Origin of the sequence: Rickettsia endosymbiont of Orchestes rusci, from assembly GCF_964030945.1 — a bacterium.
GTDB lineage: Bacteria > Pseudomonadota > Alphaproteobacteria > Rickettsiales > Rickettsiaceae > Rickettsia.
In genome coordinates, this window is record NZ_CAXIQG010000004.1 from 911365 (window position 1) to 930711 (window position 19347).

Consider the following 19347-nt stretch of genomic DNA (forward strand, 5'->3'; position numbering starts at 1 on the left):
ATAAAAATAATGTCACCAAAATTTATGAATTTTTACGAAAAATATATGACTGTTATGGGAATAATAGGTAATTTCATGTTTTACGTACAGGCATATAAAATATTTACCTGTAAATCTGCAAGTTCGGTCTCGCTACCGGCTTTTACGATTAGTGCCGTTGCTCTTAGCAGTTGGCTATTATACGGTATTTTATTAAAAAACACTCCTATCATAATAGCCAATATAGTCGGATTAGTGGGAGCTTTAATTGTTTTAACGGCGATAATGATGTATTAAATTAGATAAATTTATTACCGCAATGCATTATTGCGTGGATCAAAAATTGCTATATTTTGGGTATTCTTTAAAAGTACCGCGGTGTCATGCCGTGGCTTGACCACGGAATCCAGTCTTTTTATTAAGATTTTTCTGGATACCGTGGTCAAGCCCACTACTGTACGAACGTTTAAATAAAGAGGTAAAAATTCTGTCATTCCGTGGCTACGACCACGGAATCCAGCTTATAATATCATAAAAAGATTCTAAAATAAGTCTAATATGGCTTTATTTTCCTGGATGCCGTGATCAAGTCACGGCATGACACAGCCTTTTTTCAACGTTCGTACAGTAGTGGGTCAAGCCACGGTATGACAAGGTTTAAGCGATTTTAACCATCCACGCAATGCCTCCGGCGTTGTTGCATGGCTACCGGAATCGCCATTGCGAGCATTTGTGCGAAGCGCGGCAATCTAGAAAATAATAATTTTCACAGCATTTTCCGCTATTTTTTGTTTAGAAAATCAATAAATACTATTACCACTCTAAAATGTTATTCTCTTCCCAGAACATCCATCTTTTTTCTTCGTAATTAGTAGAATTACCAATTTTATAAGGATCAATTGTTCCAGAGTTTAAACGAATTTTATATACAATACCCTTATATGTCCCAACATATAGAAATTTCTCATCTGGTGTAATATCCATAGTTTGGATATTAAAACCTAAATAATCATCCCATAAATGATCACCATTATAGCTTCTGGCACGTATATACCCTTGAGCATCACCGATTATATATCCATAAGATGTAGAAACAGCTGCATAGACACGGCTTTCAGTATCTAATTCAATATAATCTTCATAATCTTCTTGTTTTTCAAGGTTGCCGTTATTTTGTATTTCTTGAAGTTGTACTGCTATTGTACCACCGTTATAAAAATGACAAGAATTAAAAGCTATCTGTTTATCATCTTGTGAAAAAATAGCATAATGTGGGTAAGATGAAATAGGTAAAGCAGAACCTATTAGATTTCCATTTATGTCATAAAGGTTATGGAAAGAACTTTGAAAACCTAAAGCTATATATTGATTATTATGTGAAAGAGAAAAATGAAACATAGGAAACTCCCCTAACTCAAAAATATTTTTTAGTGGTTTTCCTTTTTTCTTAGGGTTATCTTTAATATATTCGTCATAATATTGTTTATCGGGAAAAATTAAAGTTCTTCTATTTGTCTCTAGTTCTAATAATATTAAGCCAAAGCTATATCCGCCCATTAGAATTTTTTTACCGTCAGAAAAAGGAACATATAAATCTCCAAATATATTTGATAAATCACAATCATTTACTGCAATAGAGCCATCAGGAAAATAAACTTTTTCTTTTGCCCAAGGTTTATAGGTTATTTCTTTATCATTGTGATAATTTGTTAAATAGATACCGTCTTCTTTTATGTAAGAAATTATTTTTTTCTGAGGACATACTCCAAAATCTAAAACATTCTTTAATTCATGAAATTTTTTATTTTTATATACGTAACAATTTCTTTGATAATATCTCCGGTTATCTTCACTTAAAAGTCTAGGCTCATCTACAGCTACTAAAAATATATCATCACTTATAGCAACAATTTTATGAATATTGCCTACCGTATCTTTATTTTCCGTAAATGAATAAAAGATTTCAGTTTGGGGAGGAAATAGCTCTCTTAATTTTTTGACTTTATTACTTTTATTAAATTCTAAAATTATTTTGTATATTTCTTCTACATATTTTTCTCGAGTATCAATTGGTGCTTCTGTTTTTACCGGTTCTTGCCATAGCGTCTTCATTCCTTCATTTCTAAACTCATTAACATTTTTTGTGTATTTTAAAGTTTCTTCTTTATACCCCGTAGATAATTGTTTTATTTTTGAATTTTTAAAAAAACTAAACATTTTATATATTCTTACTCTAAGGATTAATTGCCGTGTCGATGCTAACGCACCTCCTCGCAATGACGGGTTTTTTTATCAGGATTTCGAGCCGTGCAACAACGCCAACGCCGCCACGGAATGACAACTGCCGATCTTACGCCGGTATATCCTCTACCATCCGTTGTTTTTTAGTAGGCTTAACCACATTATTAGAAGTAATTGCCGGCTGCGCTAGACCGTTTACTACATCCTTTGTAATATGAACCTGCATTTTTTTTAGTTCTGCAACTTTATACATACTATCTAGTAACAGATTCTCAAGGATTGAGCGAAGACCCCTAGCGCCTGTTTTCTTAGCTAGAGCTTTTTCGGCAATCGCCTCTAAAGCATCTAAATCAATATTAAGCTCGGTCTCGTCTAATTCAAATAGTTTTTTATATTGTTTTATTATAGCATTTTTAGGCTGAGTTAAGATTGTAACTAATGCTTGTTTATCAAGATCGTCCAAAGTAGTTACTACCGGCAATCTACCGATAAATTCAGGTATTAAACCGAATTTAGTTAAATCCTCAATCTCAAGTAATTTTAATAATTCACCGCTATTTTTCTCTTTATTCATATTAACATTGGCAGCAAATCCCATAGAGCTTTGGCTTGTCCTTGCCGTTATAATATTATCTATGCCCATAAAGGCCCCGCCGCAAATAAACAAAATGTTAGAAGTATCTAGCTGAACAAAATCTTGTTGCGGGTGTTTTCTTCCTCCCTGAGGCGGCACGGAAGCAACAGTTCCTTCCATAATTTTAAGCAAAGCTTGTTGTACTCCTTCGCCCGATACGTCTCTTGTAATAGAGAGATTTTCCGATTTGCGGGCTATTTTATCGACCTCATCAATGTAGACTATGCCTTTTTGAGCTTTGGCTATATTAAACTCGGCGGATTGTAATAACCGCAATAATATGTTTTCAACATCTTCTCCGACGTAACCTGCTTCGGTTAAAGAAGTAGCGTCCGCCATTGTAAAAGGTACATCAAGAATTTTAGCAAGCGTTTGAGCAAGTAATGTTTTTCCCGAACCGGTAGGACCGATTAGCAAGATGTTTGATTTAGTAAGCTCAACGTCGTTATTGCCTGATTCAAGATATTCAAGCCTTTTATAATGATTATAAACCGCTACCGCTAAAACTTTTTTAGCTTGATCTTGCCCAATGACATAATCATTTAATATTGCACAAATTTTTTGCGGTGCGGGAATCGAAGAAGTAATTTGCTTAAGCGCAACTTTAGTTTCTTCCTTCATAATTTCCGTACAAAGATCAAGGCATTCATTACAAATGAAAATCGCCGGTCCTGCTATTAATTTTTTTACTTCATGTTGTTTTTTACTGCAGAAAGAACAAATTAATTCTTTTTTATTAGTTTCCGTTACCATTAAATCTTCTCTTTTTATTTTAATTAATAATTTATAAAACCCTTGCGTACATGTAATAATCCTTATGTTGTCCTGCAACAATTTCATATTTTTTTAAGATGCCTTCTTTAACAAAACCGCATCTCTCTAAAAGATTAATAGAACGATGATTATCGGTTATCACCGTTGCTTGTACTCTAATTAACCCCATATAATCGGCAAATTTTAAAATATTCTTTATAGATTTTAACATTATCCCCTGCCCCCAAAAATCAACATCAAGATCATAGCTTATTTCTGCTCGCAGATGTGCGATCGTTATCATATTAAAGCCGGCAGTACCGATAAGCTTATTATTATCTTTAAGGGCTATCCCCCAATAAAAGCTTCTCCGGTTTTTATATAAACTAGCCCAATAATGAACTTCGCTAAGCGCTTCTTCAAGGCTAGACGGTCTATTATTATCCGTTAAATATAACGCCATTTCCGGCTTTTTCATATAATTAAAATAGTCTTCCGCATCCTCATCGGTTAACTCTCTTAAAACTACGTCATTTAAGTCTAAAATAGGAAACGGTCCCTGTAAATATTCTCTAACTGTCATATATATTTGATAGGGTCTTGTATATTATTTTTTTTAAAGGCATCTAACCTAATAAAACAAGAATGACATGTTCCACACGATAATCCTTCTTCTGTTGGATCGTAACATGATATTGTTTTAGAATAATCTACTCCAAGCTCTCTACCGGTTTTAATAATTTCTTCTTTCGTCATCTGAAGTAGCGGCGCGTGAATTTGAATGCGCTGCCCCTGCACCCCTGCGGCAGTAGCTAAATTTGCCATTGCCTCAAAAGATTTTATATATTCCGGACGGCAATCCGGATAATTAGCGGAATCGCTTGCGTGAACTCCAATAAAAATATCCGTTGATCCTATTATTTCGGCAAACCCAAGAGCAAAACTTAAAAATATAGTGTTACGAGCCGGTACGTAAGTAACGGGTATCTCACTTGGAAGTTCATTAGTATCATGATAATGAGGAACGTCTATTTGATCATCGGTCAGAGCAGAACCGCCAAAGGCTCGAAGGTCAATCTCAATAATTTTATGTTGCTTTACATCATAGTTTTTGACTAATTCCTTTATTTTTTGTAGTTCAACTTTGTTACGTTGATGATAATTAAAACTTATAGCGTGAATTTCGTAATTCATTTTTTTCACCATCGCAAGTACAGTCGATGAATCTACGCCGCCGCTTACTAAAATTACCGCTTTTTTCATTCTTAAAATATTATTATGTTTTTTTCAAAATAAATTATAGCGCAAGTAAAAAAATCATGAAATAAAAAATATAATTTTTATTAGTCATTCTTATATTGCTCTTGACTAAATCTTCCAAATAATCTAAGTTTACGTTGTTATAATTACGGTGGCATTGCGTGCGTGGATAATTAAAACGTCATTACGAGGAGGCAATGCCCGCGTGGATCAAAATCGTTGCAAAAACCCCGTCATTGCGAGGATGTATGTAAGTACCGACGCGGCAATCTAATCTTTGTCATGCTGAACTTGTTTCAGCATCTTTTTTAATAGATACTGAAATAAATTCAGGATGACTATATTTAGCCGGATTGCCGTAGCCACTTCGTGGCTTCGCAAGGACGCTTCGATATCTACGGCAGTAATACCACTTACGGCGGATGTAGCTCAGCCGGTTAGAGCATCAGATTGTGATTCTGAGGGTCGCGGGTTCGAGTCCCGTCATTCGCCCCATTTATACGCGTTGTTGCATGGCTCAAATTTTCGATGTCATTCTAGCTAAAAACAAGAATCCGGAAAGTATTTAAGCGAATTATATAGTAAATTTTTATATAATTTTATTTATTTTAAGTGTTTTTTCTGGATTCCCGCCTTTAGCTAGAATGACATACTGCTGCTTTTATCGAGCCATGCAACAACGCTACGCCTACGCGGGAATGACATAAACCTATACTTTTCAGACTAACTGAACAGTATAAGCTACATTTCCCATTCCTTTTGCCTAAACCAATGATGCCATGGATATCAAACTTCTATATAGACTGATTAAATATTTAGGGTTTTATAAAAAAGACCTTATTATTGTTATGGCGTCTTTATTATCCGTATCAATTTCATTATTATTAATGGGCGGTGTTTTTAGGGAATTAGTTGATAACGGCTTAACCGAAAATTATCAAACATCAATTAATAAATCCATATTATTTATTTGCCTATTGATTGTTATCTTAAGTATCAGTAGTTTTTTTCGCTCTTATTATATTAATAATGTTGCCGAAAAAGTAGTTACTCAAATTAGAAAAGAGTCTTATAACAACTTAATTAATTATGAAATTGCAGGATTTGAAGAATTAAAAATCGGTGAGATTATTTCGCGGCTTACCGGTGATATAGATTTAATAGCCAAACTTATCGTTAATTTCCTGTCTTTTTTCATTCGTAATTTTGTGATGTTAATCGGCGGTATCGCCTTAATGTTTTTTGAAAGCTACAAGCTTACGGGGATAGTAATTATTACTATTCCTTTATTGTTAATCCCGTTAATTAAATTCGGTAAGCATGTAAAAGCTCTATCAAAAAAGGCTTTAAATGCTCAAGCGGAAATAGTCTCTAATATAGAAGAAAGCTTTACTAATATCCGCGCTATCCATGCTTTTAATCAACAAACAAATAAAATTTTCGATTTCGATAAGCAAGTAGTTCTCTATTTAAAACATTCCGCTAGCCGTTTAAAAATCCGTGCATTATTTTTTGCCGTCTCAATAGCGGTGATACTTACTTCTATCACTCTAGTTATTTGGATCGGCAGCATGGACATAGTCGCCGGCAATTTATCTGCCGGCTCTATGGTTTCATTTATTTATTATGCCATTATTGCCGGAATAAGTAGCGGCGGAATTTTTGAACTTTTAAGTGAAATGCATTTACCGCTCACGGCTCTTGAAAGGGTATTAACTCTTACGGATTCATACGATAAAACCGCTCTATGTCATAGCCGCGAAGGCGGGTATTCGGATGTTAATGTCGAAGGCAAGAAGGAAGGAGAGATTACCCTAGAGTTTAAAAACATAAATTTTGCTTATCCTTCAAGACCGAATTTAAAAATTATCAATAATATTTCTTTTAAAATATCCGAGGGTAAATTTATCGGTATAGCCGGCAGGTCAGGCTGCGGCAAAACTACTTTAATGCAGCTATTATTAAAATTTTATTTCCCCAGTAGCGGTTTAATTACTATCGCAGATCAAGATATAGCATTTATAAACTCTAGCGCGGTTAGGAATTTAATTGCTTACGTCCCGCAAGAAGCTAGTATTTTTTCAGGTACTATTAGATCGAATATTATTTTTGCAAAACCTGATGCTACCGACGAAGAAATAGCAAAAGTTACGGAAATAACGGGAATAACGGAATTTGCCGCCAAAATTCATGACGGGATTAACACGAAAATCGGCGAAAAAGGTATAAGATTGTCAGGCGGGCAGAAGCAAAGAATAGCACTTGCGCGCGCTTTACTTCACAACCCGCAAATTTTACTTCTCGATGAAGCAATGAGTGCTTTAGATACGATGAGCGAACAAAAATTATTAAGTTCAATAAAACAATTAATGAAAGGAAAAATTATATTATCGATTGCCCACCGTATTAGCGGCATTGAACACGCCGATAATATTTTAGTAATAGATAAAGGGCAATTAGTTGCCGAAGGCTCTCACGATGATTTACTATTAAATTCAGAAATTTACCGCCTAATTTGTCGTGAACAACTGACAACAACAAAAAATGAGTAACATATTTGTTGCAATAACAATTCATTTTCGATAAAAAAATTAAATTGTTATGTAATTTAACTTGAAAGCTCTTATACTTAAGTTATAATCATTTATACAAAAACAAAAAGGTTTATCAAAAATGAAAAATTTATTAAAGGTTCTATTAGTTCTAGCTTTTTCAACATTGGCTTTTGCTGACATGGCAAAAATGCCTGCACCGGAATCTGTTACTACAGATGCGATCATGCAAATGAATACTGCAGATCAAAAAAGTTGGGTTGATAGCTTAACTTCCGATCAGTATAATGTGTTAAGTTCCGATGTTCAAAAGTGGGTTATGGACAATACTACTCCTGAGCAAAAAACAAAATTAGGTATTTCTCAATAATATTATTATTTAGATTAAGCTATTCTTAAATAGTGAATTTAATATAATAATATTATTTTAAATTCTGACGAAATGCCGGTATAAAGTATATATTTACTTTATACCGGTTATTTATTTGTATAATAATTTTGAAAATTTCTAAGTAATATATCATCCTTACCCCTCTTTTTTATTTTTTCATCGATTAGTAATTCTTAAAATGATGTCATCCGCGAAGGCATCAGGCGTTGTTGCATGGCTCGATAAAAGCAGCAGTATGTCATTCTAGCTAAAGGTGGGAATCCAGAAAATAATAGTCATCCTGAATTTATTTCAGGATATCTTGAATTAGATGCTGAAACAAGTTCAGCATGACAAAAGCAAAAAAAGTCTGGATTCCCGCACTCCCTTTGGTCGCGGCTTTGTTGCATGGCTCTAAAAAAGTGCCGTATGTCATTCTAGCTAAAGGCGGGAATCCAGAAAATAATAGTCATCCTGAATTTATTTCAGGATATCTTGAATTAGATGCTGAAACAAGTTCAGCATGACAAAAGCAAAAAAAGTCTAGATTCCCGCACTCCCTTTGGTCGCGGCTTTGTTGCATGGCTCTAAAAAAGTGCCGTATGTCATTCTAGCTAAAGGCGGGAATCCAGAAAATAATAGTCATCCTGAATTTATTTCAGGATATCTTGAATTAGATGCTGAAACAAGTTCAGCATGACAAAAGCAAAAAAAGTCTGGATTCCCGCACTCCCTTTGGTCGCGGCTTTGTTGCATGGCTCTAAAAAAGTGCCGTATGTCATTCTAGCTAAAGGCGGGAATCTAGAAAATAATAGTCATCCTGAATTTATTTCAGGATATCTTGAATTAGATGCTGAAACAAGTTCAGCATGACAAAAGCAAAAAAAGTCTGGATTCCCGCTTTCGCGGGAATGACATCAAAAATTCGAGCCATGCAACAAAGCCGATCCACGCGGGCAATGCCGGGTTAGAATAACCTTAAAGGACATTACTTTACCGGAACGATCTTAATCTTATGAACAAAAACATATAAATTATTTTTATGAAGCTCTTTCTTACTGTTATAATTATGGAAATTTTAGCGGGCGCGGAAGTAGATTTATTCGTCCCAAGTTTCCCTGATTTACAAAATACCTTTAATCTTTCTCCTTTTATGGTAGAGTGGTTACTGGGTGTGAACCTAATAGCCTATTGCATAACGTCACTTATAGTCGGTAATTTAGGAGATCGTTACGGTCGTAAACCGATTATTATTATCGGACTGTTTATTTTTAATTTAGGTACTTTATTATGTATGCTTGCAAATAGTTATCAGCTGTTACTAATAGGCAGATTCTTGCAAGGAAGCGGTATATCGGCGGTAGCGGTGCTTGTATATGTAGTATTGGCCGATATTTACTCAGTGCAACAACAACAAGAAATGATGGGAGTCCTAAACGGTACTATTACTCTTTCTATGGCCTTTGCACCTGTTGCAGGTAGTTATGTAAATTTATTTTGGGGTTGGCACGGTAATTTTGTCTTATTATTTTTATTCGGCATAACTAGTCTAATACTCGGTTTATTATTTATCCCGAAAGGTCAAACAAATAGAGAAGTACGAATTTCTTTAAAAGAATATTTACCGGTTTTCAAATCACGAAAAGCTATTTATTATTTACTTACATTGATGTTTCTTGCACAAGGATATTGGGTTTTTGTCGGTATAGCGCCGATTCTATATATGCAAGATTTAGGGGTGTCGCTTCAAGCTTTCGGACTTTATCAAGGTTCGCTGGCTGCATTATTTGCAGCTATGAGTTTTACTAGCGGTTATTGTTTCAAAAAATTCGGCATTAAAAATTGTTTTTATTTTGGCATGTTATTTATAATATTATTTCTAGTTGCCGATACTATTCTAATTATAAATAAAACTACCGATCCACTTACAATAACAATAATTATGTTATTACTTTCACTAGGAATAATATATCCGTTTAACATATTATGGCCGTTATTACTTGAGGCAATTCCTAACGGTAAGGCTCGTATGACGGGTGTTTTTACTTCCGCTAGGTTAGTTTCAGTGGCAATAGGTTTACAATTGGTCGGCTGGTTGTATAACGGCACTTATGCACCGCTAGGTATAACTATATGCGTTGCCACCGCATTTGGGTTATTGACATGTTATAAATTATTTCAATATGATAAAGTTTTTGAGTGTTCTATTCAAAAGAATTAATAAGACGGCCCTCGGTGTGGCAATCCAGAAAATAATAGTCATCCTGAATTTATTTCAGGATCTATTACAGGGGATGCTGAAACAAGTTCAGCATGACAAAGAAAAATCTAGATTCCCGCCTGCGCGGGAATGACATAAAGGATAGCAAGAATAACATCAAAAATATGAGCCATGCAACAAGGCCCCTTTGCAACAACGTATTAAAAAATTTAACTTAAATATTCAAGATGACTAATAAAAATTTTATTTTAAAAGTAGCGTTTAGATATTTTAGAGCCAAGAAAAACGAAAAATTTGTTTCTATTATTGCCGGTTTTTCATTGCTCGGAGTAACTATCGGCGTTGCAGCTTTGATAGTAGTAATGTCGGTCATGAACGGCTTTCATACCGAGCTTACCAAAAATATTATCGGGCTAAACGGTGATATAGTGATAAGCCCGACGGCAAGCGTTATCGATGATTATCAAGAAATTAAAACTAAGTTACTTAAGCAAGATTACGTAAAACACGTAACTATCGTCGCGCACGGACAAGCTTTGGCACTTGGAAAAAGAAATAATAGCGGTGCGCTTATTAAAGGTATTGATATAAAGGATTTGAGTGTTAAGAACGAGATTCTAAAAAATGTCAATTTCGGTAGTTTTAACGATTTTCACGGTAAAAACGTCATAGCTTTAGGAAGCGAGCTAGCAAGTAATCTCGGCGTTAATGTCGGTGATAAGCTTAAGCTAATTTCACCGAATGCGATTTCGACGGCTTTCGGTAGTATACCGCGCTCGAAAGAGTTTAAAGTTATAGCGAGTTTTACCAGCGGCATGTATGATTACGACAGTACAACTATATTAATGCCGCTGGAAGCCGCGCAAAATTTTTTATCGCTCGGCAATAATATTAACCTTATTGAGCTCAATACCGCACACCCCGACCAATCTCTTCCCTATTCATATAAAGTGCAGCAATTACTAGGTAGCGACGTAAGAGTAACTAGCTGGCAAATATTACACATGCAATTTTTAAATGCGCTAGCGGTGGAGCGGATAGCAATGTTTACTATTCTTTCCTTAATTATTACTGTTGCTGCTTTTAATATTATTTCTAGCTTGTTTATGCTAGTTAAAGATAAAACTTCGGATATCGCAATATTGCGGACTATCGGTGCAAGTACTAAACAAATCATGATCATTTTTATTTGTAACGGCATGTTTATCGGTCTGCTTGGGACTATACTCGGTGTAATACTCGGTACGGGTTTTTCTTACAATATCCAGACTATCAAAACTTCTTTAGAAAAAATAACCGGTACTAAACTTTTTGAAGCCGCAATTTATTTCCTCTATACTCTGCCTTCGGAAGTGAGAATAGAGGATATAGTATTAATTACTTCTTTATCGATAATATTATGTTTCTTGGCAACGATTTATCCTTCTTACAAAGCTTCTAAATTAAATCCTGTGGACGCCCTAAGATATGAGTAACAACGTTTTAATTTTAAAAAATATTTCAAAACAATATAACCAAGGAAAAACGATTGTCAGAGTGCTAGACGATCTTAATCTGACCGTTAACGAAGGCGAATTAATTGCAATAATCGGCTCTTCCGGTAGCGGTAAATCGACTTTACTACATATTGCAGGTCTCCTTGATAAACCGACAAATGGAGAAGTCATTATCCCGAATGCGGATCAGAAACAAAATCATCTAATCCGACTATATCATTTAGGCTTTATTTATCAACAACACCATTTGCTTAAGGATTTTACCGCTCTTGAGAATGTTATCTTACCGAAATTAATCGCCGGAGGTGATGAAGAAGAAGCAATAAAAGAAGCAGAGGATATTTTACTTAGCCTTAGCTTAGTTAAAAAATCACATAATATGCCCGGAGAATTATCGGGCGGCGAGCAGCAGCGTGTTGCTATTGCTCGCAGCTTAATTAATAAACCTAAAATCATTTTAGCGGATGAGCCGACCGGTAACCTTGACCCTAAAACTAGTAATGAAGTGTTTAATTTACTTCTTAAAGTTGCAAAGGAACAAAATACCGCTATTATTATGGTCACCCATAACCATGAAATAGCTCATAAAATGGATAAAATATATGAGCTAAAGCATGGAGCATTAAAAATAAAATAACATCATATTTTTTAGTCAACTATTATAAAGGCAAATGTTAGTAATAAACCTTGCTTTAAACTTTAAAAATTATCATAATAAGATAAATTATTTAATATTTTTTAAATAAGGTTTATACATGGCTAAACAAAAAGAAAATGTTCCTATAATATTTACTCTTTCTTTAGGCGGTAAAGATGCAATATTACAAAGAATAAATGAAAAAGGAGCTGAACAAAAAATATCCGTTATTTCACTTAAACCGAACAAAGAAAGCAATATATCTGATAAAGATCGAATTTTAAGAGAAATAATTGAAGAATCAGGACGTAAAACTCCGATACTTAATATTCAACATCCTTCAAATGATCATTACCCTATATTTGGATTACAAGATTTAACAAATTTTGAAATCCTTGGCATAAAAACTTCTCTTACCTTTAGTAATTATAAACCATTACTACAAAATCCGAAGTTAGAAAATATTTGGAAAGGGCTGTTAGCAAAAATTGATCATGTATTTTTTGCTAATGAGCAAGATCAAAATTATGCTATTTCCCACGGCGATATAGCTAGAGAAAAAACTACTAATATTCAAACTATATCAGACGCAAATAGCGTAATATCAAAAATTCTACAGAAACCGGTTAATATTTTAATTTCAGGGTCATTACCCGATAAAGCTAAATTAGACGAACTAGTAAAGACTGCTAAAGATCAGAATAGTCGAATAGTTATAAAGAGCAACCCGCTTTCGGTAGAAGGAGCTAGTAATGCCATAGCCCTCAAATTCGGTATTGAAAACCCGGATCAATTATTCGGTATAAAATTAGAAGTTGAAGAAATTTTAAAAGATCAAGCAACCGGCGCTAAGAACTTAGAAAAATACGTATCGCAATTATCTGAACAATTCCAAAAAGATTTAAGTAAAGCCGAAATAAATCCCGTGGATATATATTTTGATCTTTCGGATAAACAAAAAATTTCAAATATGGAGAAAGATATGAGTCCTAATACACCAAGTGACGATCAATCGCCTTCTAGCCCTGCAAATGATATCCCGAATACGGCTCATTTACAAGACGCAATAAAGCCGAAAGCTTTAATAGAAGAACAAACTACTCTAACACCGGAACCAAAGGGATTTTTTAACAGAATTTTTAATTATTTTAAAGAGATTGCTAAAAGCTTTAAAGAAAAAATATTCGGTAAGAAAGAAGAGGAAGCTAAGCCGGAAAAAGAACAAAATATTATTCCTGATGACAAACTACCTCCTTCTATAGAGGCTACTAACATCCCTGAAGTTAATAAACAACCTTCTCCTACCCCTATAATGAGTTCTGCAACAACAATGCCGGCTTTGACTACTGCAATAAATGATTTAATAAAACCGGATTATTTATATACCGATGATAATATTAGGGAAGTTATAGAGACCTCTCTCGGTAAGGATAAAATATATACCCAACAAATTTCTTTAGATTGGGGAGAGGAATTAAATAATGTTATGCTTTCACAAGCAGTAAAAGAAGTGAAAGAAGGAGGCAAAAAAGCTGCAGTTATTCCTATCAATACCGGACGTGAACATTGGACAGGTATGGTAATTACGTATGATACAGCAAAAGATCAAATGACATTTACTTATAATGACCCAAACGGTACTCCTCTTAATGTTAGACCGAAGTTAGAAAATTTAATTAACCAAGTTGCGCCAAACGCAAAAATAGAAGATTTGCACACTCAACAACAAGCAAATGATAAAGATTGCGGAGCATTCGTAACGGATAATTTGATAAAAATAGCTAACGGAGAAAAAATATTTTCTTTAGCCGAACATGGAAATAAGGGAAGTGACCTAAGACAAAATCACGCTACAATATTAACTCAAGAACTCGCAAAACAACAAGTACAAGAAGTAAGAAGTAAGGTAAATATAGGAATTCAAAATCCTAGTTTTGTACAACGTATTAGTAGCAAGGATAATGATAATAAAGAAGTAAGACGCTAACAATTAGGTAAGTTAACAGTGAGGATCGATATGGTTTAGCAATAGCTTGCAAAATTCAAGTTTATAGTATATACTTGTTTATACAGTAAACAAATATAATATTATGTATGCAAGCTCAAATTCAAAAATGGGGAAATAGTTTAGGCATTAGAATTCCTAAACATTTAGCCGGAAAGCTACATTTTAAACAAGGTATATTTGTTAATTTAGAAATAGCTGACAATCATTTGATTATTAGCACAGAAATATCAGAATTAGATACATTACTAAATAATATTACAGACTTTAATCGTCATCATGAAATATTAAATGATGATGATATCGTAGGTAATGAATTATGGTAACATATGTGCCTGAAAGAGGAGATATAGTTTGGCTTGATTTTGAACCTCAAAAAGGTAGAGAGATTCAAAAGACACGACCGACTGTAGTCCTTAGCCCTTACAAATATAACCTTAAAAGCGGTCTTGCTTTATTTGCGCCTATTACTAGCCAAACTAAAGGTTATCCATTTGAAGTAAAAATAAACTTTGCACAAATAAACGGAGTAGTGTTATGCGATCAAGTTCGATCTATGGATTGGAAAGCGCGTAAGGCAAATAAGCTTCTGACATTAGATAAAACACTTATAGATAATATATTATCTAAATTGAAATTATTACTGTAGACTACAGCTAAATTCAGAAAGGTTCAGACAAGATGAATTTAAGGGATAGCCGGCGTTGTTGCATGGCTCGATAAAGCAGCAGTATATCATTCTAGCTAAAGGCGGGGCGTTGTTGCATGGCTCGAATTTTTGATGTCATTCTAGCTAAAAGCGGGAATCCAGAAAATATTTAAGCGAATTATATAGTATAATTTTTATATAATTTTGTTTATTCTAAGTGTTTTTTCTAGATTCCCGCTTTTAGCTAGAATGACATACGGCACTTTTTTAGAGCCATGCAACAACGCCGGGATAGCCTGCACTAGCCGTTAATAATACGTGAGTACAGGCGAATACTGCAAAATTCGCTTGTATCAAACTTTCTGAATGACGCTGTATCTTAAATCGCTCTACCCAATCTTCATGCCCACATAATAATAAAAAAACATTAGGTAAAAAATTTTATTACGAATATAATTGCTACTAACAAATTTACATCTGTATTAAAAAAATGACTACATTATTAGTAATCATTATTATTATAATGATGGGTATATCTGCACTCCTTGCCGCTACGGAAACTGCTATTACCGCCTCATCTCCGGGAAAAATTCAAAAGCTAAAAATAGAAGGCAACAAACGTGCAACACTCGTTTTGGAAGTCCTTAAAAAGAAAGAAAAAGTTATCGGGACTTTATTAATCGGTAATAGTTTAATTAACACCGTTTGCACCACTATTGCCACCTCACTATTTATTAGCTTGCTAGGTCATAGCGGCACAATAGTTGCCTCAGCCGTCATGGCTTTTATAATAATCGTTTTCGGTGAAGTAGTACCGAAAGCAATAGCGGTTGCTAAAGCCGAACAATTAGCATTATTTATGGCGCCGACTATTATAGTTTTTTTAAAAATCCTAAAGCCCATTAATGCCGCCCTTGATTATATTATCAAAATATTTTGTTTCATATTTCGTATTAACTTAAAGTCCCAAATATCAGGCACCGAAGAAGTTAGAGGAGTGATTGAGCATTACCATCAGGAAGGCAATGTTTACAAGTCCGATCGTAATATGCTAGGAGGGATTTTAGATATCCGAAATATGGTAGTATCGGAAATTATGACGCATAGAAGTAATATTATAGCGATCAATATAGATTTACCGAATGAGGTAATAGTAAAAAATGCTTTAGCCTTAAGTTCAAATACTCGCGTACCTTTATGGCAAGATAATAGGGACAATATAATCGGCATTCTTCACTTAAAGGATTTACTACGTGCTTTATATGACAATAATAATGATGCAAAAAAAATTAACATTAAGGAATTAGTAACTCCTCCGTGGTTTATTCCGGAAAATGCTTTAGTCGTCCACCAATTACATGCTTTTAGAGAACGCAACAACCATTTTGCTTGCGTTGTTGATGAGTATGGCGACCTGCAAGGTATTATTACGCTTGAGGATATTTTAGAAGAAATTGTCGGACCGATTACCGATGAGCATGACCGCCACAATAATGAAATTATTAAACAATCCGATTCAGAATTTATCATTAACGGCACTACGACCATCAGAGATATTAATAGAGAATTAGACTGGAATTTACCGGATAATAACGCAAATACTATCGCCGGTTTAATTATTCATAAAATTGCCCGTATTCCAAGTCAAGGCGAGGTAATTGAAATATTTAACTTAACTATTGTTATTAACAGAAAAATAGCCAACAAGATTGAGAGCGTAAAAATTACCGTTCTACCGGTAACCGAAGGAATAATTAACGGTGAGTGATATCGGTAATTTTTTTCAGATACTTGCAATAGTTGCAAGCGGTGGAGCGATTGGTTTATTGTTATGTCGGCTTGTTAGCCAAAAAGGTGTCACCCCGTGGCTTGACCACGGGGTCCAGAAAAGCAAGTCCTGGATACCGTGGTCAAGCCACGGTATGACAATGCCTCTCTACTCCTTCTACCTTAGCGTTTTTAGCACTTTATTATCCTTCACCCTTCTAGTTTACAGTTTTGTCATATCAGATTTCTCTTTGCAAATTGTCTTTTTAAATTCTAGCACGTTAAAACCTTTGCTATTTAAAATTGCCGGCAGCTGGTCAAGCCATGAAGGGTCAATTTTATTATGGTTATGTTTACTACAAATTATTAGCTGTTGTTATGTTTGCTTAATTAACGATAAACAAGACAAGCAGCTAGCCATTCTTATTTTATCGATATTACAATTATTATTCGGCAGTTTTATTTATTTTATTTCCAACCCGTTTAATGCTTTTTCATTTATCCCTGAGCAAGGTTTAGGATTAAACCCGATGCTGCAAGATATCGCACTTAGCATCCATCCTCCCATATTATATTTGGGATATGTTAGTTATGTAGTACCCTTTACCTGTGCGTGTATTATTTTATTACGCTCCATTACGTCATTCCCGTCTCCCTTGTCATTCCCGCCTCCTTTGTCATTCCCGCGCAGGCGGGAATCCGGAAAAAAATACTCAAAAAGTCATTCTGACAAATTAAGTATGGATTCCCGCCTGCGCGGGAATGATATAAAATTATTAAAAACTTTCGCCAATATCGGTATTTTATTTACGACTATCGGCATTGCTTTAGGGTCTTGGTGGGCTTATAGAGAACTCGGCTGGGGAGGGTTTTGGTTTTTTGATCCGGTCGAGAATATTTCTCTATTCCCTTGGTTATCTGCTATCGCCCTTCATCACTCAATTTTAATAACCGTAAAATCCGGTCGGATGCAAAGCTGGACAATAATTTTATCAATCATTACTTTTTTATTAGTAGTATTTAGCACCTTTTTAGTGCGTTCCGGTTTTATTACTTCTATCCATTCTTTTGCCGTATCACCGGAGAGAGGGGCTTATTTGCTGACAATATTCGTAATTATTGCGCTTAGCTCGATTGGACTAATGTCATACCGTGGCCCCACCACGGTATCCAGAAAATCCTTAATAAAAAGACTGGATACCGTGGCGAGGCCACGGTATGACATCAAAGAAACGGGAATAATCCTCGGCAATATCTGCTTCCTAACTAGCTTAGTCATACTAATATGCGCAACTCTTTATCCGGTAATTTATTCTTTATTTGATGATAAGCCCGTTATTATTAATGAAGAATTTTTTGTTAGTAATTTTATTATTTTTGTTATTCCGATTCTTTTTATCGCCGGTTTTTTTACTAATAAAAGCTCCTTAAAAAGGCATATTATAATATTACTACTTTCCTTAGTAATATGTTACGCTATCTCTTTTAAAGTAAAATACGGCTTTATTTCCGCAGCCCTTATAATATCCGCTGTTTTTTTGATGCTACATACTATTTATTCGTTACTTAACAAAACAGTATATTTTCAAAAAAGCCTAAAAGCTAGTAGTGCGGCAATGATTTTAGGACATTTCGGTTTTGCGCTAATTGCTTTTAGTGTTACTATTAATTCATTATTACAAAGTGAAGTCGATTTTACGGGCATGGTAGGAGACAGCAAAATACTCGGAGAATTTAAAGTTACTTTACAAAATATTAAATTTGCGCAAGGAGAAAATTACTACCGACAAATTGCCGAATTCTGGCTTGAAGACAGAGAAGGAAAAATTACTATATTAAAACCGGAAAATAGATTTTATATAATCGAGAAAACTTTATCGCAGGAAAGTGATATTTATTCTTATTTAACATACGACCTTTACGCGGTTTTAAGTAATATAGATAACGATATAATTCATGCTAAAATATATTATAAACCCATGATGAGCTTTATCTGGCTAGGAGTGATTATCACCACTAGCGGATTTTTAATCGGATTAATTAATAGGAGGAGGAAATCCAATTCTTGAAATACAAACAGTATAATGTTATAATATAAATTATTAACTAATCATATTATAAATATGTCTACTAATGTAGCTATTAGCGAATTTAAATCTCATTGTTCAGAGATCCTTGAAGACCTACAAAAAACTCATCAGTCTATAATTATTACTAAAAGAAACATACCTATTGCTAAATTAGAAGCCTTAACTGCGAAGCCCAAAGCTTCTAAGAAACCTACAACTTCTATATTTGGTATTATGAAAGGTAAGGGTACAATAACCGGAGATATTATTAGTCCTATATGGGATATTAAGGATGAATGACCTGGTACTTCTTGATACTCATGTTGTACTGTGGATTATGTTAGAACCAGAAAAAATACCAGAAGCCATAAAACAACATATTAAGATAGCATTAGAAAATAAATTACTATTCTTCTCTTCTATATCTTTATGGGAAATTGCTATGCTTGCACATAAAAAGCGTATCAATATTAATCAACCTATAAAAGATTTTTTACAATCAATAACTAACATTAAAGGATTATCTATTAAAAATATTTCCGTTGAAGTCGCTGCAGAAAGTAGTTTGTTAATAAATGATTTTCATAATGATCCTGCTGATAGACTTATTGTAGCAACTGCTAAATGTTATAATGCAACTTTAATCACTAGAGATCAAAAAATTCTTACTTGGGCTAAATTTGGGCATATCAAATCGCTTAAAGTGTAAATACA

The 19347-nt window shown here is 34.3% G+C and carries 24 protein-coding genes and 1 tRNA gene; 20 read left to right on the forward strand and 5 right to left on the reverse strand.

All coding sequences use genetic code 11. The annotated features are described in order from the left end of the window. The first annotated feature begins 9 nt into the window (after window positions 1-9). Complete coding sequence (locus tag AAHM91_RS08865) at window positions 10-276, forward strand: SemiSWEET family sugar transporter (RefSeq protein ID WP_253310066.1); 267 nt, start codon at window positions 10-12, stop codon at window positions 274-276. Between the two features lie 14 nt (window positions 277-290). On the opposite strand, the gene AAHM91_RS08870 is transcribed toward AAHM91_RS08865, so the two are convergent. The 5 genes from AAHM91_RS08870 to queC all read right to left on the reverse strand — a co-directional run bounded on the left by AAHM91_RS08870 (window position 291) and on the right by queC (window position 4870). After that, window positions 291-473: a palindromic element RPE4 domain-containing protein gene (locus AAHM91_RS08870; RefSeq protein WP_342270544.1), complete on the reverse strand. Its 183-nt coding sequence runs from the start codon at window positions 471-473 to the stop codon at window positions 291-293. 319 nt (window positions 474-792) lie between these two features. After that, the gene (locus AAHM91_RS08875) at window positions 793-2196 is read right to left on the reverse strand and encodes a hypothetical protein (protein WP_342270545.1); all 1404 of its coding nucleotides are present in this window, start codon (window positions 2194-2196) and stop codon (window positions 793-795) included. Window positions 2197-2329: 133 nt separating this feature from the next. Next, window positions 2330-3607 carry an ATP-dependent Clp protease ATP-binding subunit ClpX gene (clpX, locus tag AAHM91_RS08880; RefSeq protein WP_342270762.1) on the reverse strand — a complete coding sequence of 426 codons (1278 nt, stop codon included), beginning with the start codon at window positions 3605-3607 and terminating at the stop codon, window positions 2330-2332. A gap of 31 nt (window positions 3608-3638) precedes the next feature. Further along, the gene (locus tag AAHM91_RS08885; RefSeq protein WP_253308058.1) at window positions 3639-4190 is read right to left on the reverse strand and encodes a GNAT family N-acetyltransferase; all 552 of its coding nucleotides are present in this window, start codon (window positions 4188-4190) and stop codon (window positions 3639-3641) included. Continuing rightward, window positions 4187-4870, reverse strand: coding sequence for a 7-cyano-7-deazaguanine synthase QueC (gene queC, locus AAHM91_RS08890; protein WP_253308059.1), 684 nt, complete (start codon window positions 4868-4870; stop codon window positions 4187-4189). Before queC ends, AAHM91_RS08885 begins: the two co-directional genes overlap by 4 nt. Window positions 4871-5285: 415 nt before the next feature. On the opposite strand from queC, the gene AAHM91_RS08895 reads away from it, so the two are divergent. From AAHM91_RS08895 to AAHM91_RS08985, 19 genes are all read left to right on the forward strand, one after another. Beyond that, window positions 5286-5362: transfer RNA gene (locus tag AAHM91_RS08895), tRNA-His, on the forward strand. 284 nt (window positions 5363-5646) lie between these two features. Next, complete coding sequence (locus AAHM91_RS08900) at window positions 5647-7419, forward strand: ABC transporter ATP-binding protein (RefSeq protein WP_342270546.1); 1773 nt, start codon at window positions 5647-5649, stop codon at window positions 7417-7419. A gap of 121 nt (window positions 7420-7540) precedes the next feature. Then, a complete protein-coding gene (locus AAHM91_RS08905; RefSeq protein WP_342270547.1) occupies window positions 7541-7789 on the forward strand; it encodes a DUF2673 domain-containing protein in 249 nt (82 codons plus the stop codon). 350 nt (window positions 7790-8139) lie between these two features. After that, window positions 8140-8316: a hypothetical protein gene (locus tag AAHM91_RS08910; RefSeq protein ID WP_342270548.1), complete on the forward strand. Its 177-nt coding sequence runs from the start codon at window positions 8140-8142 to the stop codon at window positions 8314-8316. A 50-nt stretch (window positions 8317-8366) separates the two neighbouring features. Further along, on the forward strand, window positions 8367-8489 hold the full coding sequence (locus tag AAHM91_RS08915) for a hypothetical protein (RefSeq protein ID WP_342270549.1): 123 nt from the start codon (window positions 8367-8369) through the stop codon (window positions 8487-8489). Continuing rightward, window positions 8486-8662, forward strand: coding sequence for a hypothetical protein (locus AAHM91_RS08920; RefSeq protein ID WP_342270550.1), 177 nt, complete (start codon window positions 8486-8488; stop codon window positions 8660-8662). The genes AAHM91_RS08915 and AAHM91_RS08920 overlap by 4 nt, the downstream gene beginning before the upstream one ends. Beyond that, entirely contained in the window at window positions 8640-8765 is a 126-nt protein-coding gene (locus AAHM91_RS08925; RefSeq protein WP_342270551.1) for a hypothetical protein, read from the forward strand. Before AAHM91_RS08920 ends, AAHM91_RS08925 begins: the two co-directional genes overlap by 23 nt. Before the next feature lie 66 nt (window positions 8766-8831). Continuing rightward, entirely contained in the window at window positions 8832-10010 is a 1179-nt protein-coding gene (locus AAHM91_RS08930) for a multidrug effflux MFS transporter (RefSeq protein ID WP_253308062.1), read from the forward strand. After that, on the forward strand, window positions 9985-10143 hold the full coding sequence (locus tag AAHM91_RS08935) for a hypothetical protein (protein WP_342270552.1): 159 nt from the start codon (window positions 9985-9987) through the stop codon (window positions 10141-10143). Before AAHM91_RS08930 ends, AAHM91_RS08935 begins: the two co-directional genes overlap by 26 nt. Further along, the gene (locus tag AAHM91_RS08940) at window positions 10103-10228 is read left to right on the forward strand and encodes a hypothetical protein (protein WP_301282638.1); all 126 of its coding nucleotides are present in this window, start codon (window positions 10103-10105) and stop codon (window positions 10226-10228) included. Before AAHM91_RS08935 ends, AAHM91_RS08940 begins: the two co-directional genes overlap by 41 nt. Before the next feature lie 9 nt (window positions 10229-10237). Continuing rightward, window positions 10238-11485, forward strand: a complete 1248-nt coding sequence (locus tag AAHM91_RS08945; RefSeq protein ID WP_342270553.1) for a lipoprotein-releasing ABC transporter permease subunit — start codon at window positions 10238-10240, stop codon at window positions 11483-11485. Then, window positions 11478-12143, forward strand: coding sequence for an ABC transporter ATP-binding protein (locus tag AAHM91_RS08950; RefSeq protein ID WP_342270554.1), 666 nt, complete (start codon window positions 11478-11480; stop codon window positions 12141-12143). The genes AAHM91_RS08945 and AAHM91_RS08950 overlap by 8 nt, the downstream gene beginning before the upstream one ends. Window positions 12144-12261: 118 nt before the next feature. Then, window positions 12262-14130: a Ulp1 family isopeptidase gene (locus tag AAHM91_RS08955; protein ID WP_342270555.1), complete on the forward strand. Its 1869-nt coding sequence runs from the start codon at window positions 12262-12264 to the stop codon at window positions 14128-14130. Between the two features lie 107 nt (window positions 14131-14237). Next, window positions 14238-14474, forward strand: coding sequence for an AbrB/MazE/SpoVT family DNA-binding domain-containing protein (locus AAHM91_RS08960; protein ID WP_253308066.1), 237 nt, complete (start codon window positions 14238-14240; stop codon window positions 14472-14474). Next, a complete protein-coding gene (mazF, locus tag AAHM91_RS08965; protein WP_342270556.1) occupies window positions 14468-14797 on the forward strand; it encodes an endoribonuclease MazF in 330 nt (109 codons plus the stop codon). The genes AAHM91_RS08960 and mazF overlap by 7 nt, the downstream gene beginning before the upstream one ends. Before the next feature lie 490 nt (window positions 14798-15287). After that, window positions 15288-16565 carry an HlyC/CorC family transporter gene (locus tag AAHM91_RS08970; protein WP_253308068.1) on the forward strand — a complete coding sequence of 426 codons (1278 nt, stop codon included), beginning with the start codon at window positions 15288-15290 and terminating at the stop codon, window positions 16563-16565. A 160-nt stretch (window positions 16566-16725) separates the two neighbouring features. Continuing rightward, window positions 16726-18633 (forward strand): heme lyase CcmF/NrfE family subunit, encoded by a 1908-nt coding sequence (locus tag AAHM91_RS08975; protein ID WP_342270763.1) that lies wholly within the window; start codon window positions 16726-16728, stop codon window positions 18631-18633. Window positions 18634-18687: 54 nt separating this feature from the next. Then, window positions 18688-18933 (forward strand): type II toxin-antitoxin system Phd/YefM family antitoxin, encoded by a 246-nt coding sequence (locus tag AAHM91_RS08980; RefSeq protein WP_342270557.1) that lies wholly within the window; start codon window positions 18688-18690, stop codon window positions 18931-18933. Then, the gene (locus tag AAHM91_RS08985) at window positions 18926-19342 is read left to right on the forward strand and encodes a type II toxin-antitoxin system VapC family toxin (protein WP_342270558.1); all 417 of its coding nucleotides are present in this window, start codon (window positions 18926-18928) and stop codon (window positions 19340-19342) included. Before AAHM91_RS08980 ends, AAHM91_RS08985 begins: the two co-directional genes overlap by 8 nt. Window positions 19343-19347: the final 5 nt, after the last annotated feature.

What these genes read in the sequence shown, in the direction of transcription:
- AAHM91_RS08865 (WP_253310066.1), top strand. Translation starts at nt 10, where the DNA reads ATGTCACCAAAATTTATGAATTTTTACGAAAAATATATGACTGTTATG.
- AAHM91_RS08870 (WP_342270544.1), bottom strand. Translation starts at nt 473, where the DNA reads ATGACAGAATTTTTACCTCTTTATTTAAACGTTCGTACAGTAGTGGGC.
- AAHM91_RS08875 (WP_342270545.1), bottom strand. Translation starts at nt 2,196, where the DNA reads ATGTTTAGTTTTTTTAAAAATTCAAAAATAAAACAATTATCTACGGGG.
- clpX (WP_342270762.1), bottom strand. Translation starts at nt 3,607, where the DNA reads ATGGTAACGGAAACTAATAAAAAAGAATTAATTTGTTCTTTCTGCAGT.
- AAHM91_RS08885 (WP_253308058.1), bottom strand. Translation starts at nt 4,190, where the DNA reads ATGACAGTTAGAGAATATTTACAGGGACCGTTTCCTATTTTAGACTTA.
- queC (WP_253308059.1), bottom strand. Translation starts at nt 4,870, where the DNA reads ATGAAAAAAGCGGTAATTTTAGTAAGCGGCGGCGTAGATTCATCGACT.
- AAHM91_RS08900 (WP_342270546.1), top strand. Translation starts at nt 5,647, where the DNA reads ATGGATATCAAACTTCTATATAGACTGATTAAATATTTAGGGTTTTAT.
- AAHM91_RS08905 (WP_342270547.1), top strand. Translation starts at nt 7,541, where the DNA reads ATGAAAAATTTATTAAAGGTTCTATTAGTTCTAGCTTTTTCAACATTG.
- AAHM91_RS08910 (WP_342270548.1), top strand. Translation starts at nt 8,140, where the DNA reads ATGACAAAAGCAAAAAAAGTCTGGATTCCCGCACTCCCTTTGGTCGCG.
- AAHM91_RS08920 (WP_342270550.1), top strand. Translation starts at nt 8,486, where the DNA reads ATGACAAAAGCAAAAAAAGTCTGGATTCCCGCACTCCCTTTGGTCGCG.
- AAHM91_RS08925 (WP_342270551.1), top strand. Translation starts at nt 8,640, where the DNA reads ATGCTGAAACAAGTTCAGCATGACAAAAGCAAAAAAAGTCTGGATTCC.
- AAHM91_RS08930 (WP_253308062.1), top strand. Translation starts at nt 8,832, where the DNA reads ATGAAGCTCTTTCTTACTGTTATAATTATGGAAATTTTAGCGGGCGCG.
- AAHM91_RS08940 (WP_301282638.1), top strand. Translation starts at nt 10,103, where the DNA reads ATGACAAAGAAAAATCTAGATTCCCGCCTGCGCGGGAATGACATAAAG.
- AAHM91_RS08945 (WP_342270553.1), top strand. Translation starts at nt 10,238, where the DNA reads ATGACTAATAAAAATTTTATTTTAAAAGTAGCGTTTAGATATTTTAGA.
- AAHM91_RS08950 (WP_342270554.1), top strand. Translation starts at nt 11,478, where the DNA reads ATGAGTAACAACGTTTTAATTTTAAAAAATATTTCAAAACAATATAAC.
- AAHM91_RS08955 (WP_342270555.1), top strand. Translation starts at nt 12,262, where the DNA reads ATGGCTAAACAAAAAGAAAATGTTCCTATAATATTTACTCTTTCTTTA.
- AAHM91_RS08960 (WP_253308066.1), top strand. Translation starts at nt 14,238, where the DNA reads ATGCAAGCTCAAATTCAAAAATGGGGAAATAGTTTAGGCATTAGAATT.
- mazF (WP_342270556.1), top strand. Translation starts at nt 14,468, where the DNA reads ATGGTAACATATGTGCCTGAAAGAGGAGATATAGTTTGGCTTGATTTT.
- AAHM91_RS08970 (WP_253308068.1), top strand. Translation starts at nt 15,288, where the DNA reads ATGACTACATTATTAGTAATCATTATTATTATAATGATGGGTATATCT.
- AAHM91_RS08975 (WP_342270763.1), top strand. Translation starts at nt 16,726, where the DNA reads ATGCCTCTCTACTCCTTCTACCTTAGCGTTTTTAGCACTTTATTATCC.
- AAHM91_RS08980 (WP_342270557.1), top strand. Translation starts at nt 18,688, where the DNA reads ATGTCTACTAATGTAGCTATTAGCGAATTTAAATCTCATTGTTCAGAG.
- AAHM91_RS08985 (WP_342270558.1), top strand. Translation starts at nt 18,926, where the DNA reads ATGAATGACCTGGTACTTCTTGATACTCATGTTGTACTGTGGATTATG.